The following is a 15,664-nucleotide window of genomic DNA, read 5'->3' as shown; positions in this document are numbered from 1 at the left end:
CAAACACGGTTGAAGGGGGCGGACCTGAACTGCCGTCGAGTCTAACTTATTTTGCGCGGGATTCGACCTCATCCGATTGGCCAGGTTCTGCCCTGGGAGCGCGTTTGTTATGCTGTTGCTTCAGTGCCCGACGCGGCCCGCGCGTCGCGCTTTCGCCGCCCGTCTCACCCGGAATCCATGCTCCAGCTCTTCTACTCGAACCGCTATGAAACGCTTGTCGGCGCGCTGCTCGACGACCTCGCGCAAGCACCGTCCGACCCCTGGACCGCGCAGCCCGTGATCGTCCCGAGCGCCGCCGTGCGGCGACGGCTCGAGCTCGATATCGCGAACCGCCAGGGCATCTGCGCAAATGTCAACTTTGGTTATCTCGCGCAATGGCTGTGGGCGCAGATCGGCGGCGTGATCGAAGTGCCGAGGCATTCGCCGTTCGCGCCGGACCGGCTCGTGTGGCGCTGCTACCGTTTGCTCGGTGAAGCCGACGAAGCATTGCCGTGGAATGCGTCGCCGCGTCTGCGTACCTATCTCGACGCGGCAGACGCGTCGATGCGCTACGAACTCGCGCGGCGCGTGGCCACCGTGCTCGACCACTATCTGACTTACCGCCCCGAATGGCTGCTGCAATGGCAGAAGGGCGGATCGATCTTCGCGAGCGGCGCGGCGGACGACAGCGGTCCGCGTCTTACCGGCGCGAGCGAAGCGGCGCGTGAGGACGAGCGCTGGCAGGCGGAGCTCTGGCGTGCGGTGCTCGCCGAAGTGGCCGGGCTCGCGGGAAATGCCCAGACGCCCGCTGCCGCGTTGCCGCCCGCCTATCGTTTCCTGGAGGAAATCGACCGGCTCGATCTCGAGGCGATCTCCAAAGCCAATTGGCCGGAAGCGGTCAGCGTGTTCGCGCTGCCAACCATGCCGCCGTTGCACGTTGCATTGCTGCGTGCGCTGTCGCGCTGGGTCGACGTGCGTCTTTACGTGATGAACCCGTGCCGCGAGTTCTGGTTCGACGTCGTCAGCGAAGGACGCGTGCAGGCGCTCGACGCCGCCGGCCAGCTCGACTATCAGGAAGTCGGCCATCCGCTGCTTGCCGAATGGGGCCGTCAGACTCAGGCGCAGTTGCACATGCTGCATGAGCTGACCGAGAGCGCCGCGTCCAGCGAGACCGGCGATTTCACCGAGAACCCGCAGCCGAGCTGGCTCGCCGCCGTGCAGAACGGCATGCTCGATCTGCGCGCGGAGACCGACGCCGACGAGTTGCCGATCGAGCGCGGCATCGAGGTCCACGTCTGTCATAGCCTGTCGCGACAGCTCGAAGTGCTGCACGATCGCCTGCTCGGCTGGTTCGACGAGTTCGACGATCTGCAGCCGTCGGACGTGCTGGTCGCGGTCTCCGATCTCGCTGCGGCCGGTCCGTTGATCGACGCGGTGTTCGGCACCACGCCGCCTGGCGATACGCGCCGCATTCCGTATCGGATCACCGGTTTGCCGCCGTCGCAGGCCAATCCGGTTGCGCGCCTGTTGCTCGACTGGCTCGCGTTGCCCGAGCGCAGCGTGGGGGCGCCGGACCTGATCGAATGGCTGCGGGTCGATGCGATCGCGGTGCGCTATGGCATCGATGCGAACTCGCTCGAAGCCGCGCAGGAATGGCTTGCCGCAGCCGGCGCGCGGCGCGGGCTCGCGCCGCTCGAACCGACCGGTGAACACGTGCCCATCGCCCGTCATACGTTTGCTGACGCGCTCACGCGTCTCTATCTCGGCTATGCGATGCCCGACGGCGGCGAACCGGTCGATGCATGGCTGCCGGTCGAAGGCGCCGACGGCTCGGATGCCGAATTGCTCGGCCGCCTGTCGCGTTTCGTCGACGACATCGACAGCTTCGCGGCGCACTGCGCGATCGAGCGCACGCCCACCGAGTGGTCGCAAATGCTGCTCGACACGCTGGCCCAGTGTTTCGACGGCGGCGTCGAGTTTGCCGACTCACTGGCTGCCGTGCGCGACGCGATCGACAAGATGAGCGATGCGATGCAAGCGGGCGCCGAAGACGTGATGCTGCCTGCCGCCGTGGTGCGCGGCGCGCTCACCGAAGCGCTCGACGACCCCGCGCGCGGCGGCGTGCCTTGGGGCAGCGTGACGTTTTCGTCGCTAACGAGCTTGCGCGGCTTGCCGTTCCGGGTCGTCTGCCTGCTCGGCATGGACGACGGCGTGCTGCCGAGCCTCGCGCGTGCGGACGAGTTCGACCTGATGGCCGCGTTCGGCAAAGCCGGCGACCGCCAGCGCCGCGACGACGAGCGCAATCTGTTCCTCGATCTGCTGCTGGCTGCGCGCGAACGGTTCTTCATCGCGTACACGGGCCGCAGCATTCGCGATAACGCGCCGTTGCCGCCGGCCGCGCTGGTCGACGAACTGCTCGACTATCTCGCGCAGACGTCGGCGGGCGAGGATGCGAGTCCCGCCGACGTGGAGCGCGCGCGCCATGCGTTCATCGTCGATCATCCGTTGCAGGCGTTCGCGTCGGATTATTTTTCCGCGCAGCCCGAGCTGTTCACCTATAACGCGGATCGCGCCGAACTGGCGACATTGCTGGCCGCGCCACAGCATCCCGCCGCCGCGCCGTTCTTCGATCGCCCGTTGCCGCCGGAAGACACAGCGCCCGTTGCGTTCGACGAATTCGTGCGCTTCTGGCGACATCCGGCGCGGGCGTTGTTGCGCGATCGCCTCGGTATCGTGCTGTCGGATGCGCAGGGCGAATTGCTGGACACCGAGCCGTTCGATCTGGACTACGCGGGACGTGATGCATTGGCCGATCGCCTGTTGCCCGTGCTGCTCGATGCGGACACCGAAGACGACGCCGTGATGGTCGAGCGCGTGCGCCGCGTCGCCGCGGCCAGTCCCGAGCTGCCAGGCGGCGCGACCGGCGCGGTGTGGCGCGCGCGCGAACTCGGCGCGTTGCACCAGCTTGCCGCGAGCGTGCGCCGCGAGCTGGCCGAGGGTGTCGAACGTTTGCCGTTCGTACTCGACATCGCGCCGCGCTGGCCCGACAGCGCCGAGCTCGCCGGCGCGTTGTTCGGCCCGCACGACGCGGCGCTTCGCGAGGCCGCGAAAGCACCGCTGCAACTGCACGGCACATTGAACCTGCTGACCGGAACGGGACAGGTGATTTTTCGTTACGCCAAGGCTACTGCGCGAGACTATCTGTCCGCGTGGCTCGCGCATCTGGTCTATTGCGCCGCGCGCCCGGACGGGCCGCGCCGCACCGTGTGGCATGGCAGTGGCGAGAGCTTCGAGCTCACGCCGGTGGCCGCGCCGCTCGACGAACTCGCGCCGCTCGCCGCGTTGTTCAGGGCGGGGCGCATGCTGCCGCTGCGCTTTTTTCCGAAGAGCGCATGGACGCGGGTCAGCGAAAGCGAGTCGGCGGCGCAGGGTGTGTGGATCAACGACCGCGTGCGCGGCGAATCCGACGACCCCGCGTTGCGCATCGCATTGCGCGGCACGCCGCTTACGCTCGACGAGCCGTTCGGCAGCCTCGCGGCCATCGTCTTCAAGCCGTTGATCCAGCATCTGCGGAGCGCATCATGAGCCGCGCCGTGCAGAGTTATGCGCTGGTCGCCGAGGAACTCGACGTCTTCGCCTGTTCGCTCGACGGCGTCAACCAGATCGAGGCGTCGGCGGGCACCGGCAAGACATGGAACATTTGCGCGCTGTATGTGCGGCTGCTGCTCGAAAAGAACCTGAACGCGGACCAGATCCTCGTCGTCACGTTCACGAAGGCGGCGACCGCGGAGCTGCACGAACGCATTCGCGGCCGTCTCGCGGAGCTGCATCGCGCGATCGGGATGGACGACGACGGCGGTGATCCGTTCATCCGGCGTCTCTTTGAAACGACGCTCGCGCCGGAGCGCGGCATCGAACGCGACGCCGCGCTGAAGGTAGTGCGGCGCGCCTTGCGCACCTTCGATCAGGCGGCGATTCACACGATTCACGCGTTCTGTCAGCGTGCGTTGCAGGAAGCGCCATTCGCCGCGGCGATGCCGTTCGCGTTCGAGATGGAGGCGGACGACGCCGCCTTGCGCTTCGAAATGGCCGCCGACTTCTGGCGCGAGCAGGTCGAACCGACGGCCCATGCGCATCCCGCCTTCGCCGCGTGGCTGGTGGCCAAACGCGCCGGTCCCGCTTCACTCGACGAGCAACTCGCGCGGCGTCTGAAAAAGCCGTTGGCGCAATTGCGTTGGGGCAGCGTCGACGCAAGCGGCGGCAGCGCCGATCCGCATGCAGGCTTCGACGTCGCCTGCGCGCTCTGGCAGGCGGAGCGCGACGCGATTATCGGTCTGCTTGCGCAAGCGCAGGAACGGCTAAGCAAGACCACGCACAAGCCCGATCACGTGAGCGCCGCGGTCGCCGCATGGACCGACTACTTCGCGCAGGGCGATTGCCATGCGCCGCCGCCGAAGGCCGCGTTGAAGCTCACCGTGTCGGCGTTGAAGAAGGCCACCAAGGTCAAGTTCGAGCCGCCCGAGCATCCGTTCTTCGAACACGCCGAGGCGCTCGCGGCCGCCGTGGCCGCGGCCGAAACCGCGCAGCGCGCACGCTGGCTGGAACTCGTGCAGACGTGGCTCGACTACGCGCCAGCCGAACTCGTCGCGCGCAAGCGCACTCGCCGGGTGGTGTCGTTCGACGATCTGTTGTCGAATCTGTATCGCGCGCTGGCCGCTCATCCATGGCTTGCCGATGCGCTGCGCACGCGTTATCCCGCCGCGCTCATCGACGAGTTCCAGGATACCGATCCGCTGCAGTTCGCGATTTTCAGCCGCATCTTCGCGCCGGCCGGGCCGCTGTTTCTGGTCGGCGATCCGAAGCAGGCGATCTACAGTTTCCGTGCGGCGGATCTGCACACCTATCTGGCGGCGCGCGCGGCGGCCTCGGCGTGCTACACGCTGGCCGTCAATCAGCGCTCGACCGCGCCGATCGTCGACGCTTGCAATCGGCTCTTCGAAGCGAATCCGCAGGCGTTCGTGCTCGACGGCCTCGACTATCAACCGGTGCGCGCGGGCGAGCGGCGCAGGCCGCCGTTCGCTGATCCCGACGCGAGCGCCGGCGATTTCCGCGTCTGGAGCTTGCCGCAAGGCGACGCCGCGTTGACCAAGCGCGACGCGCAGCGCGAAGCAAGCGAAGCGTGCGCGGCCGAAATCGTGCGGCTGTTGCGCGGCGCGCGCGAAGGCACGGTGACGATCGGCGACGCGCCGCTCGCGCCAGGCAACATCGCCGTGCTGGTGCAAACGCACAAGCAGGGCAGTCTGATCAAACGCGTGCTGGCGGCGTGGGGCGTCGGCAGCGTGGAACTCGCGCAGGCGTCGGTGTTCGCGACGCTCGATGCCGAGCAGATCGAGCGCGTGCTGGCCGCCGTCGATACGCCCGGCGATCTGCGCCGGCTGCGCGCCGCGCTCGCCACCGACTGGCTGGGCCTCGACGCCGCCGCATTGTGGCGGCTCGAGCAGGTTGCCGACGCGCCACCGGTCGCCGGCGATCCCGCGCATGCGGCCGACGCGATGGGCTGGGTCGAACGTTTTTCGCGCTATCGCACGCTGTGGCACGAGCGCGGCTTCGCCGTGATGTGGCGCACGCTGATGCGCGAGCTGCGCGTCGCGCAACGGCTGGTTGCGGGTGCGGACGGCGAGCGCCGGTTGACGAACGTGAACCATCTCGCCGAACTCGTGCAGGCGCGGGCCGCGACGCAGCCAGGCATCGCGCCGACCTTGCGCTGGCTCGCCGCGCAGCGCGCGCAGGGCGGCGGCGAGGATGCACAGTTGCGCCTCGAGTCGGACCGTAATCTCGTGCAGATCGTCACCGTGCATAAGTCGAAGGGGCTCGAGTACGCGGTGGTGTTCTGTCCGTTTCTGAACGACGGCGCGTTGCGCGAGCCGCCGTCCTCCGGCTTGCCGGACGTACGCGAGTACCACGACGAAGCGGGCGAGGCGGTGCTTCACTACGGCTGCGACGACGAGGAGGCCGAGCACGCGTCGCGTTACGCGATGCGCGAGCAGGCGGCGGAGCGGGCGCGGCTCGTCTATGTCGCGCTGACTCGCGCGGTGTATCGCTGCTACCTGGTTGCGGGCACTTACCTGTCGTCGCGTTCGACCAAAGAGTCGCGCCGCAGCGTGCTGAACTGGCTGGTGGGCGGCAGTGGTCATAGCTTTGACGACTGGCTCTGCGAGCCGCCTGACGAAGTCACATTGTCCGCGCGCTGGCAGGCGCTGGCGAGCGGGCCGATCACGCTGCAGCCGCTGCCGCGAGTAGCGCGCCGCACGCCGTTGGAAAGCCTTCAGGATCACGGCGCGCAGATGCAGGCGCGCGCCAATCGCCGGCCGTTGCGCGATCAGTGGCGCATGGCGAGCTTCAGCGGGCTGATCGCCGCGGGCGGGAAAGCCGAGGCGGCGCATACGCCAGTGGAAGAGGTGCGGCCCGATCATGATGAGATCGCCGATGCACTCGTGGCCATGCCCGTCTCCGCGCCTGTTGCGCAAGCGCCGTCGCACGCCGGAGACGACATCCTCGCGTTCCCGCGCGGTGCGGCGGCGGGCGACTGTCTGCATCGCATGTTCGAGCTCGCGGATTTCACCGATCCTTCGACGTGGCCGGATGCGATCCGCGGCGCGCTGCGCGAGCGGCCCGCGCCCGCTGCGCCCGAACTCGCCGTGCGGCTGCCCGCGATGATGCACAACCTGCTCGCCGATGTGGTCGCCACCGAACTCGTGCCCGGTATGGCGCTGGCGAGGCTCGATCCGCGCCGGCGTCTGAACGAGCTCGAGTTTCTGTTCGCCGCACCGTCGCTCGATTTTCCCGCGCTGCGCGAGCTGCTGATCGAACACGGTTATCCCGATGTCGCGCTGGAGCCGGGGGTGTTGCGCGGCTTCGTGAAAGGATTTATCGACATGATCGTCGAATACGACGGACGGTTCTGGATCGTCGACTGGAAGTCGAATCATCTGGGCGATGCCGCCGCCGACTACGCCGCCGCGCCGCTCGAAGCGGCGATGGCAAGCCACGCGTATCACCTGCAGGCGCTGCTTTATACGGTTGCACTGCATCGTTATCTGAAAACGCGGGTGCGCGATTATTCGTACGACACGCACATTGGCGGGTATCTGTATCTGTTCGTGCGCGGCGTGCGTCCGCAATGGCGCGATGCCGACGGTCCCGCCGGTGTGCATACGCGGCGGCCCGCGTTCGAACTGGTGGCGCTGCTCGATGCGGCGATGATCGGAGGTGTCGCATGAGCACGTTCGAACAGCGCGCGTCGACACCGCTGGAGCTCGACGACATCGGTGTGAATTTGCCCGCGCCGGCCGATTTCAGCCTTGCGCTCGCCGAGGGTTTCGCGCGCCGCATCGGTACGCTGGCGCGGCGCGGCGGTGCGTCGGCCGATGCAGTGAAGTGGGCGGCTCGGGGCGCGTTCGCCGCGAGCCGTGCGACGGCAGAAGGCCATGTATGCGTGCCGCTTGCGGCGCTGGCGCGGCGCTTCGAGGCGTCGCGCGCCCAAGTGCGCGCGGCGTTGTTTGAGAGCGGCATGGTGAGCGACGGTTCGCAAAGCGCCGCGGCGTTGCGGCCGCTGGTGATCGACGGGCAAGGGCGCTTGTATCTGGCGCGGTACTACGACTATGAGCGGCGTCTTGCGCGTTCGCTGGTGGCGCATGCGGGCGGGGGCGAGGGGCGTGCGCGTGACGCGATGGTGGCGGGAACCGGTCTCGATGCCGGTGCCGGCCCTGATGCCGCAGCAGACGCCCGGACTCTGCACGCGCGTCTGCTGCGCTACTTCGGTCCGCCGAAAGACGATGAGGTCGACTGGCAACGTGTCGCGGCGGTCATGGCGCTGTCGGGGCGGCTCACGATCGTCAGCGGTGGACCGGGCACCGGCAAGACCACGACGGTCGTCGGCGTGCTGGCGTGCCTGCTCGATGCCCGCGCCGATTTGCGGATCGCGCTCGCCGCGCCCACCGGTAAAGCGGCGCAGCGGATGCAGGAAGCCTTGCTCGCCCGCGCCAGCGATTTGCCGCCCGAACTCGCCGCGCGTTTGCCGCAGACGTCGTACACCTTGCATCGTTTGCTCGGCTCCGGGCCGGGGGGACGCTTCCGGCATCATCGCGACAATCCGCTGCCGTACGACGTCGTCGTGATCGATGAGGCGTCGATGATCGACGTCGCGATGGCCGCGCATCTGCTCGACGCGATTGCGCCGCAAACGCGTCTCGTGATGCTCGGTGACAAGGACCAGCTTGCCGCCGTCGAGGCCGGCGCGGTGTTCGCCGAACTGAGCGCGCGGCCGGCCTTCACGGCGAGCGGGCTGCAGCGGATCGCGGCGGCGCTCGGCATCGAGGCGGCGCGGCTCGAAAGGGCGTTGCCGGAAGTGCCACGCGATCTCGATACGGCGCCCGACGATTCTTTCGTCTCGTTCACTACGCCGGACGATTTCGATGCGCCGCCTGATGACCTGTTCGTGCACGCCGCGGAGCCGGATGCGTACGACCAGCAGCCGGCGGGCGATCTGTTCGACAGTGCGAGGGACGCTCCGGTCGAAGATCAGCGCGCGTTGCCAGCGTCTTCGTCGCGGTCTTTTTCGACGGCATCGGCATCCATCGCTCGCAACCCGTTGGCAGATTGCGTCGTATGGCTCGAGCGTAATTACCGGTTCGGCCTCGAATCGCCGATCGGCCGCCTGTCGCTTGCGATTCGCAGCGGCTCAGCGAACGCGGCGCTCGACGTTCTACTGATCGATCCTGCCCAAACCTGCCCGGCGGCGTTGCACGAAGACACGCAGCCGACGCTGGCCGAGCGCACCATCGCACGGCTTGCCGCAGGCTTCGCCCCTTATGCCGACGCGCTCGCTTCAGCGCTCGCCGCCGGTACGCCGGACCCGTTGCCGCTGTTCGACGCATTGAATCGCTTCCGCATTCTGTGCGCGACCCGCTCGGGCCCGCGTGGCGTCGATCAGGTGAATGCCGTAATGGCCGCCCAGGTGCGGCGCGCCGCGGGTGTGACGCTGGGGGTGGGCGCGCAGTGGTTCGCGGGGCGTCCGGTGATGGTCACGCGCAACGACTACGCGCTGGGTCTGTTCAACGGCGACATCGGCATTGCGTTACCTGGCGCGGGTGGTGCGCTGCGCGTGTATTTCCGCACCGGCGATGGCGGCCTGCGCGCGGTGTCGCCCGCCGCGCTGCCGCCGCACGATACCGCTTTCGCACTGACGGTTCACAAGTCGCAAGGCTCGGAGTTCGAGCACGCGGTGCTGATGTTGCCGTCGGTGTTCAGCCGGGTGTTGTCGCGTGAACTCGTGTACACGGCGATTACGCGCGCGAGGGAGCGTGTTGAGGTGGTCGGCGCGCGCGCGGTGCTGGCGCAGGCGATCGCTACGCCGACGCAGCGTGATTCGGGGTTGGCGACGCGGATTGCGGAGGCGTCCAAGGGTAAGTGAGGTGGGGGGAGTTGCGGCGCGTCGTTCACGCGTGGTTTGGACAGCGCCGGAGTTCGGGCGGCGTTGCACGGCCATAGCATGCTTCGGAGCTGCCGGTGCGGACCATGTCGATGGGCGCCCGATCGCTCCAGGTCACGCGGCGAGGGGGCAACGTGCTCGGCCAGCGTGAGAGAGAGTGTGTGTGTGCGAATGAACGCGCGAGTCCAGGGCATTCAAGCCCCACGCCTCAAACCGTTTCAAACTGCCAGAGGCCGACTCATCCCCCCATCCCATCCGGCTGCACACTTTCATCGACGCCACTGCGCATCGTCTTGCGATACCACAACGTCCACAGCGCGAGGCCGCCGTAGATGCCGTAGCCGATGAACGGCGACACGACAAGAAAGCGCCCGATCGGCCACGTGAGCGCCACCCACGCACGCAGGGCGGTTTCGCACGTGAGGCCGGCGCCCCAGACGAGCGTCATCAGCCGCATCGACGAGGCGAGGCCTGGCCGCTCACGCCATAGCACTTCGAAGTGTGCGGCGCCACCCTCCATTTCGCGGGCGACGGTGGCGCGTGCGAGATAGAAGATCAGCGGACGGCGCAACGGCAGTGACAGCAGGAACACTACGCCGACAGCGCCCGACACCAGCGACTCGCGCAACAGCAGCACACGGGGACTCCCGCCGAACGCCATCGCCGCGATCGACAGCACGATGCCGGCCAGGACCATCAGGCTAAGCGCGTCGACGCGTCGGAAGCGCGCCAGCTCGACCAGGCTCCAGACGATCGGCGGCAGGGCGGAGGCGATCAATGCGCCGGTCTCGCCGAAATGCGGCAGCGAAAACCGGTAGGCGAGCCACGGCAGCAGAAAATTGACGGCCAGTTCGACCACGAAACCAGGTCGGAGCTTCATGTGAATTTGCGCTGTAAATGGAGAACGCAGTATCGATGAACACGCGAAGGCGGTGCAAATCGTTTTTCCCATGGGCCGATGCGCCCGACAGGCGGGAGCGCATGGCTTTCGAGCGCCTGTGCGCGGTCCCACCTACGCTGTGTACACTGACGCTTCCCACCTCGAACCATTCTCATGACATCCCGCTATCCGATCCCGCCGAACGAAATCGAATTGACCGCAGTGCGTGCGCAGGGAGCGGGCGGCCAGAACGTCAACAAGGTGTCGAGCGCGATTCATCTGCGTTTCGACGTGCAGGCGTCGTCGCTGCCGGAGGTATTGAAGATGCGCCTGCTCGCACTGTCCGATCATCGGCTCACGCGTGACGGCGTGGTGATTATCAAGGCGCAGGAGCATCGGACTCAGGAGATGAACCGCGCGGCGGCGCTGGCGCGGCTCGACGAACTGATCGAAAGCGTCAGCGTGACGCGCAAGTCGCGTGTCGCCACCCGGCCGACGCGCGCGTCGAACCGGCGCCGTCTCGACAGCAAGGCAAAACGCGGCGAGATCAAAGCCGGCCGCGGCCGGGTCGATGACTAGCGAGCGGCACGCTGGCAACTACCGCTTGCCCCCACGCCCCGTTGAATGCGCATCCGCATTCAACGCGCTCGGCACGAAGTCGACGCACAGCACACGCATGCCGTCGCGTTCGAACGCAATCGCCGCGGTGTAGCAGTCCTGACCATCAGCCAGCGAATAGTGCGGCCCCATCATCGCGACGCGTCCCGGTGCTGCGAGCGCGTGTTTGAAATAGGCGCGCCGCGACCAGTTGCTACGCGTCTCGGAGTAGAGCGGAGCGAGCCGCAACGGAGGCGGCGGCACCGAGGTGGCCGTGACCGACGACTGCGTCTGCTCGCCTTGTCCGTCGGTGATGAACACCCGGCGCGCCTCGCGCAGATGCCACACTTTTTGCGCCGCCAGACGCAGATCACCGCTTGCCTTGAACTCTTCGGCGGCGGCCAGCACCGCTTGCGCGAATCCTTCGAAGCCGAGCCGCGGATGGCCGGCGTGCTCGCGTTCGTAAGCGGCGAACTTGCTCCAGATCGACTCGACCAGCGCCGGCACCTTCGCGCAGGCCGCCTGCACCGAACCTTTCGGCTGGCCGAGCCAGAAACCCTGTACGAAATCGACGTCGGCCTGCATCAGGATCATCAGTTCCTCGTCGGTCTCCACGCCTTCGGCCAGCACCAGTGTGCCGGACTGGTGAAGCATCGCGATCAGATGGCTGATCATCGAATCGTCGCCTTCGCCTTTGCCTGCCCGCGCCACCAGCGAACGGTCGAGCTTGACGATGTCGGGGCGAAAGCGCCACACGCGGTCGAAGTTCGAAAACCCGGTGCCGAAGTCGTCGATCGCAATCAGGAAGTCGCGCGGTTGCGAGGCGGCGAGCATGCTCGCGACGGCGGATTCGTCGTCGGCGGGTTGCTCGAGCACTTCGATCACGATGCGCTCCTGCGGCAGCCCGAAATGCGCGGACAACTCGTCGATGAAGGCGCGCTGCGGCCAGCCGGTCTCGAACACCTGGGGGCGCGTGTTCAGAAACAGCCAGCCGGTGGTGATGCCTTGCTCCATGAAGTTCGCGACATGCAAACAACGCGCGATGCGATCGAGCTCGCGCGCGTCGGCGGCCGAGCGGGTGCCGGAAAAGAGCACTTCGGGCGAGACGGGCAGGCCGACCGGATCGAAGGCGCGCAGCAACCCCTCGTAGCCGACCACGCATTGATGCGTGACCGACACCACCGGCTGGAACACGCTGTGCAAAGTCAACGCGCGCCACGTCGCGGTCCATCCGGACTCGCCGCGCACCAAGTGCGGGAGCAGGCCGCTCAGGGTCACTTCGCTGACAGTTGGCATAAAGGCGGGCGAGGGATTGGGCATGGAGACGTCGCGGCAAGCGGGTGACGGAGCGCGCACATCCATGCGGCGCGCAACGGAGGCACAGCCCCGGCGTAAGCAGGGCGAGACCGGTCGAGCTCGGGAACGCGTAGAGCGATGCCAGCCATGCTGGACTCCGGCGAAATTAGTCAAATCGAGTCTAGCAGTTTGCAATTCGCATGAATGTGCGGGTAATCACAGACGCTGGACTCGGGAAATTGCTACGCGGACTGGTCGTCGAGCGCGGTCCGGCATGGCGTTGCAGGCATCGCGCGCGAGCGTTTTGCACGAGCTTGCCTCACGCGAGACCGATTCTCAATCGCAATGAACAGCCTGCATGGAGCGAGCGTAGCAGGGCGGCAAGTGGCCGCCCGCCAAACTCCAGGCTGGGGCGGTGCTCAGACGTTTTTGCGCGCCATTGCGCTTTTTTATCGGCTCCCCACGGGGCGTCGTCAGGCGCGTCAGCGTCGCGTCGTCCTCGCCAGCAGGTTTGGCGCACGGCGGGTATGCTGCTGCTTTTCGTGAAAAGGGAGTGCAGGCATGTCGGAAATCGCGGTGGTCGCAATCTCGGTGGCGAAGCCGGGCTATGAAGAACAACTGCGTCAGGCGCTCGAAGGTATTGTCGGGCCGACACGCAAGGAAGCGGGCGTGCTTCAGTACGATTTGCATCGCGACGTGCAGGAGCCGCGGCGGTTTGTGTTCGTCGAGCGTTGGGAAAGCCAGGAGGCGCTCGCGGCGCATGCGAAATCCGCGCACATCGACGCGTACAGAAAGGCGGTGGCGGATTGGGTCGAGCACGCGGAAATTCGCGTCGTGTCGAAGATCGCGTAAGCGTTGCGCAGGCATTGCCCGGATGCTCGGGCGAAGCAATGCGATGGCGGCGAGTGAGCCATGAGGCCGGACCCGGCCCACGCGGCGCTCGCCGTTTGTCTTTTAGTGGGTGGCTTGCGGGACGTCGAGGATCAGGATGATGGTCCAGTCGGCGTCGCCGTCGTGGTGATACTGGCGTTCCGCCACGATGAACGGTTGCTGCTTGCCGTCCGGCCCGAGAAACAGCACGTCGCCTTCCATCGGCAGGCATTCGACGGGCGGCAGCGCGAGAAACGCTTCCTGACCGCCGCGCGGCATCAGTTTTTCAATTTTGCGAGATGCTGCTTCGGTCCATTCGATATCTAGCTGGATGTTGCTCATGCTGTCCTCCGCACCAGGGTGCGCACGGGTTAGGGGATTCCGGCTGGGTGCCGGTCGGTGCGCGACTTTAGCATACCGAAAGCCGGGCGCCGACGGCTCGGCGCGGGTCGGCGGCGCGGCGTGCTCGCGCGAGCGTGCGATGGGCCGCGAGACCCTTTCAGCATGTCGCCGGCCATGCCCGCGAGTCCTTTGCCAGTCCATTAGACAGCAAAAAAGCCGAAACCGGCGGTGCCGGCTTCGGCTTTTCCCCTTCGCGGAGCCGCCGCGGGGTGCGCGGTGCAACTGCGCTTACGAACTGGAAGCGTCGGCCTTCTTGTGATGATGCGGCGACATCTTGTGATGCTTTTCGGGCATCGCCGGCGCGCTTTGCATCGCCTGCTGACGGTTTTGCAAATCTTGCGCGCGCTGCTCGATATCGGCGGCCTTGGCGGGATCGGTGCTCGTCATGATGCCGTTGTCTTGCGCATACGCTGCGCCCGTTACCGCACCGAGGGAAACCAGGATCGCCAGGGACATTTTTTTCATCGTTACCTCCGCAGATGGATGTGGACCCACGTGTTGCCTGTCCGGTTGGAGAGACAATGCATTCTAGCCAGCAATCTTCGCTCCAGCCGCCCGCCTGTAACGGGGCTAACTATTTGTTACACCTTGTCATTGGCGGCGCGCGGTTGGCAGACGACAGGCCACTCGAACGTTACGCGAAAATCAGAGAGCCGTGCTTCAGCTGAATCTGAAAGAATTCGCATCGCTAACTAAAACGCATAAACGCCCGAACCAACTGAGCGCTGCATCAAACGCATTCGCGCGTTCAGAACCAGCCAATAGCGCGATAGACATGAAATTGCGCTATCCCGATCAATTCATGCAACGCGATCTCGGCACTCACGAGGTTGTCATAGCGAGGCAGTACACCCAGATGGGCGTGCCTTGCGCTGGAGATCAGGGGTTGCGGCGTGAGCCCGAAGCGATGGAAGTCGAGCAGGGCACGCGGCATCTGATACGCAGAGGTGACGAGTATCACCGCGTCATAACGCGATTGCCCGAGTATGGCCGAGACGTTGCGCGCGTTTTCATACGTGGTGAGGCTGCTGTTTTCGAGCACGATGTCCGCGCGCGGTACCTGCTCGCGCAACAGGTAGGGTAGATAGGTATCGGCTTCGGTCGCGTCATGCTGCTGCGGATTGCCGCCGCTCACGATTACCTGGCAGATGAGCGCCGTCCGTTTGCACGCCGCATAGTTTTCCGCGCTGACCGCGATGCGGCGAAGCACATCGCGCGGCGGTACGAGTACGTCATCGGCGTTGTAAACCGTGCCGCCGCCGAGCAGGATGATCGCCGTGCGTGGCGCGAAGTTGGCGGCGGTCGTGTTCTGCGGAGGGCGCTGAACGAGCGCGAGCAAGGGCTCGGTGAGCCAGCCCGCGGCGAGCAGCCAGAAGAGGAAGGCGAGGCACAACGCAAGAGGACGTCGGGCGCGCTTCCATAGCACGATTGCTGCAAAAAAAAGCGCTAATAAAGTGAATAGAATCAATTTAAATGGGGTAACGTATGTCTTTCGGGACAAATCTACGAGCTTGCTATCGCGCCGCAGCGGTTGCATCGTCGGTTCGTAGACAGAACGCAACGCCGTTCAGACGGGGGTTCCGAAAACGAGACCAGGCAGCACCTGGCGGATTCGCCACTGCCCGCAAGGCGGACGGCTTCCAGCCAAGGGCGGGTGCTACGCGCGTCACTGGTGGCGCGGTGACGTGTCGGGCCTAGATGTGTCATAGCTGCACTTTAAGAAAGAAGTGAGATGACCACGTATTCCAACGAAGCGGTACTTGAAGCGCTGCGGCGAGCGCAATATCGTCAGGTTCCCTGGGCCAGACGGCCGGGCGTGTTTCAATATCTTCGCGCACTGGGCCTGATGGACACGGTTCGGCAGCGCACCGTCGCACCGGCCCCAGGCTTTCATGCACCTGTCGACATCGCCGTGCTCACGGAACGCGGCAGAGCCGAGTTCGCGCGGCTCGCGCATGACGAGCGTCTGCTGAGCTGGAGCGCGCAGCGATTGAACGAATACGCCGTCTTAACAGCCGAAGCGCGGTCCACCGCCGCTCTCTGAACGCAAATTCGCTTGGGTTGGGGCGGTCAACGATACGATCACCCGGTCGCATCACGCGGCTGGCGGTGGCTTTTTGCTTCCGTCATTCAGGAATGAGGGGCGCTTC

The 15,664-nt window shown here is 66.2% G+C and carries 11 protein-coding genes; 6 read left to right on the top strand and 5 right to left on the bottom strand.

What is annotated here, in order from left to right; all coding sequences use genetic code 11:
- Positions 1–177: 177 nt before the first annotated feature.
- The 3 genes from recC to HV770_RS02190 are packed head-to-tail and all read left to right on the top strand — an operon-like array spanning position 178 to position 9,451.
- On the top strand, positions 178–3,564 hold the full coding sequence (gene recC / locus HV770_RS02200) for an exodeoxyribonuclease V subunit gamma (RefSeq protein ID WP_175157869.1): 3,387 nt from the start codon (positions 178–180) through the stop codon (positions 3,562–3,564).
- Entirely contained in the window at positions 3,561–7,259 is a 3,699-nt protein-coding gene (gene recB / locus HV770_RS02195) for an exodeoxyribonuclease V subunit beta (RefSeq protein WP_175157868.1), read from the top strand. The genes recC and recB overlap by 4 nt, the downstream gene beginning before the upstream one ends.
- A complete protein-coding gene (locus HV770_RS02190; protein WP_175157867.1) occupies positions 7,256–9,451 on the top strand; it encodes an AAA family ATPase in 2,196 nt (731 codons plus the stop codon). Before recB ends, HV770_RS02190 begins: the two co-directional genes overlap by 4 nt.
- Positions 9,452–9,707: 256 nt before the next feature.
- Here HV770_RS02190 and HV770_RS02185 read toward each other — a convergent pair whose 3' ends face one another.
- Entirely contained in the window at positions 9,708–10,349 is a 642-nt protein-coding gene (locus tag HV770_RS02185) for a VC0807 family protein (protein WP_175157866.1), read from the bottom strand.
- Positions 10,350–10,523: 174 nt separating this feature from the next.
- Here HV770_RS02185 and arfB point away from each other — a divergent pair, with 174 nt between their 5' ends.
- Positions 10,524–10,928: an alternative ribosome rescue aminoacyl-tRNA hydrolase ArfB gene (gene arfB, locus HV770_RS02180; protein WP_175157865.1), complete on the top strand. Its 405-nt coding sequence runs from the start codon at positions 10,524–10,526 to the stop codon at positions 10,926–10,928.
- A gap of 18 nt (positions 10,929–10,946) precedes the next feature.
- On the opposite strand, the gene HV770_RS02175 is transcribed toward arfB, so the two are convergent.
- Positions 10,947–12,242 (bottom strand): EAL domain-containing protein, encoded by a 1,296-nt coding sequence (locus HV770_RS02175; RefSeq protein WP_175158029.1) that lies wholly within the window; start codon positions 12,240–12,242, stop codon positions 10,947–10,949.
- Positions 12,243–12,803: 561 nt separating this feature from the next.
- Between HV770_RS02175 and HV770_RS02170 the strand changes: the two genes are divergently transcribed.
- Positions 12,804–13,094, top strand: coding sequence for a putative quinol monooxygenase (locus HV770_RS02170; protein ID WP_121318652.1), 291 nt, complete (start codon positions 12,804–12,806; stop codon positions 13,092–13,094).
- A gap of 102 nt (positions 13,095–13,196) precedes the next feature.
- Here the strand turns inward: HV770_RS02170 and HV770_RS02165 are convergent, their stop codons facing one another.
- From HV770_RS02165 to HV770_RS02155, 3 genes are all read right to left on the bottom strand, one after another.
- Positions 13,197–13,454 (bottom strand): hypothetical protein, encoded by a 258-nt coding sequence (locus HV770_RS02165; protein ID WP_007182306.1) that lies wholly within the window; start codon positions 13,452–13,454, stop codon positions 13,197–13,199.
- A 288-nt stretch (positions 13,455–13,742) separates the two neighbouring features.
- Entirely contained in the window at positions 13,743–13,979 is a 237-nt protein-coding gene (locus HV770_RS02160; RefSeq protein ID WP_175157864.1) for a hypothetical protein, read from the bottom strand.
- Between the two features lie 283 nt (positions 13,980–14,262).
- Positions 14,263–14,982, bottom strand: coding sequence for a YdcF family protein (locus tag HV770_RS02155; protein ID WP_425497363.1), 720 nt, complete (start codon positions 14,980–14,982; stop codon positions 14,263–14,265).
- Between the two features lie 264 nt (positions 14,983–15,246).
- On the opposite strand from HV770_RS02155, the gene HV770_RS02150 reads away from it, so the two are divergent.
- Positions 15,247–15,558 (top strand): hypothetical protein, encoded by a 312-nt coding sequence (locus HV770_RS02150; protein WP_121318645.1) that lies wholly within the window; start codon positions 15,247–15,249, stop codon positions 15,556–15,558.
- The last annotated feature ends 106 nt before the right edge of the window (positions 15,559–15,664 follow it).

Source organism: Paraburkholderia fynbosensis, assembly GCF_902859935.1.
In the GTDB taxonomy this organism is placed as follows: Bacteria; Pseudomonadota; Gammaproteobacteria; order Burkholderiales; family Burkholderiaceae; genus Paraburkholderia; species Paraburkholderia fynbosensis.
This window is presented reverse-complemented; position numbering and strand designations above follow the sequence as displayed.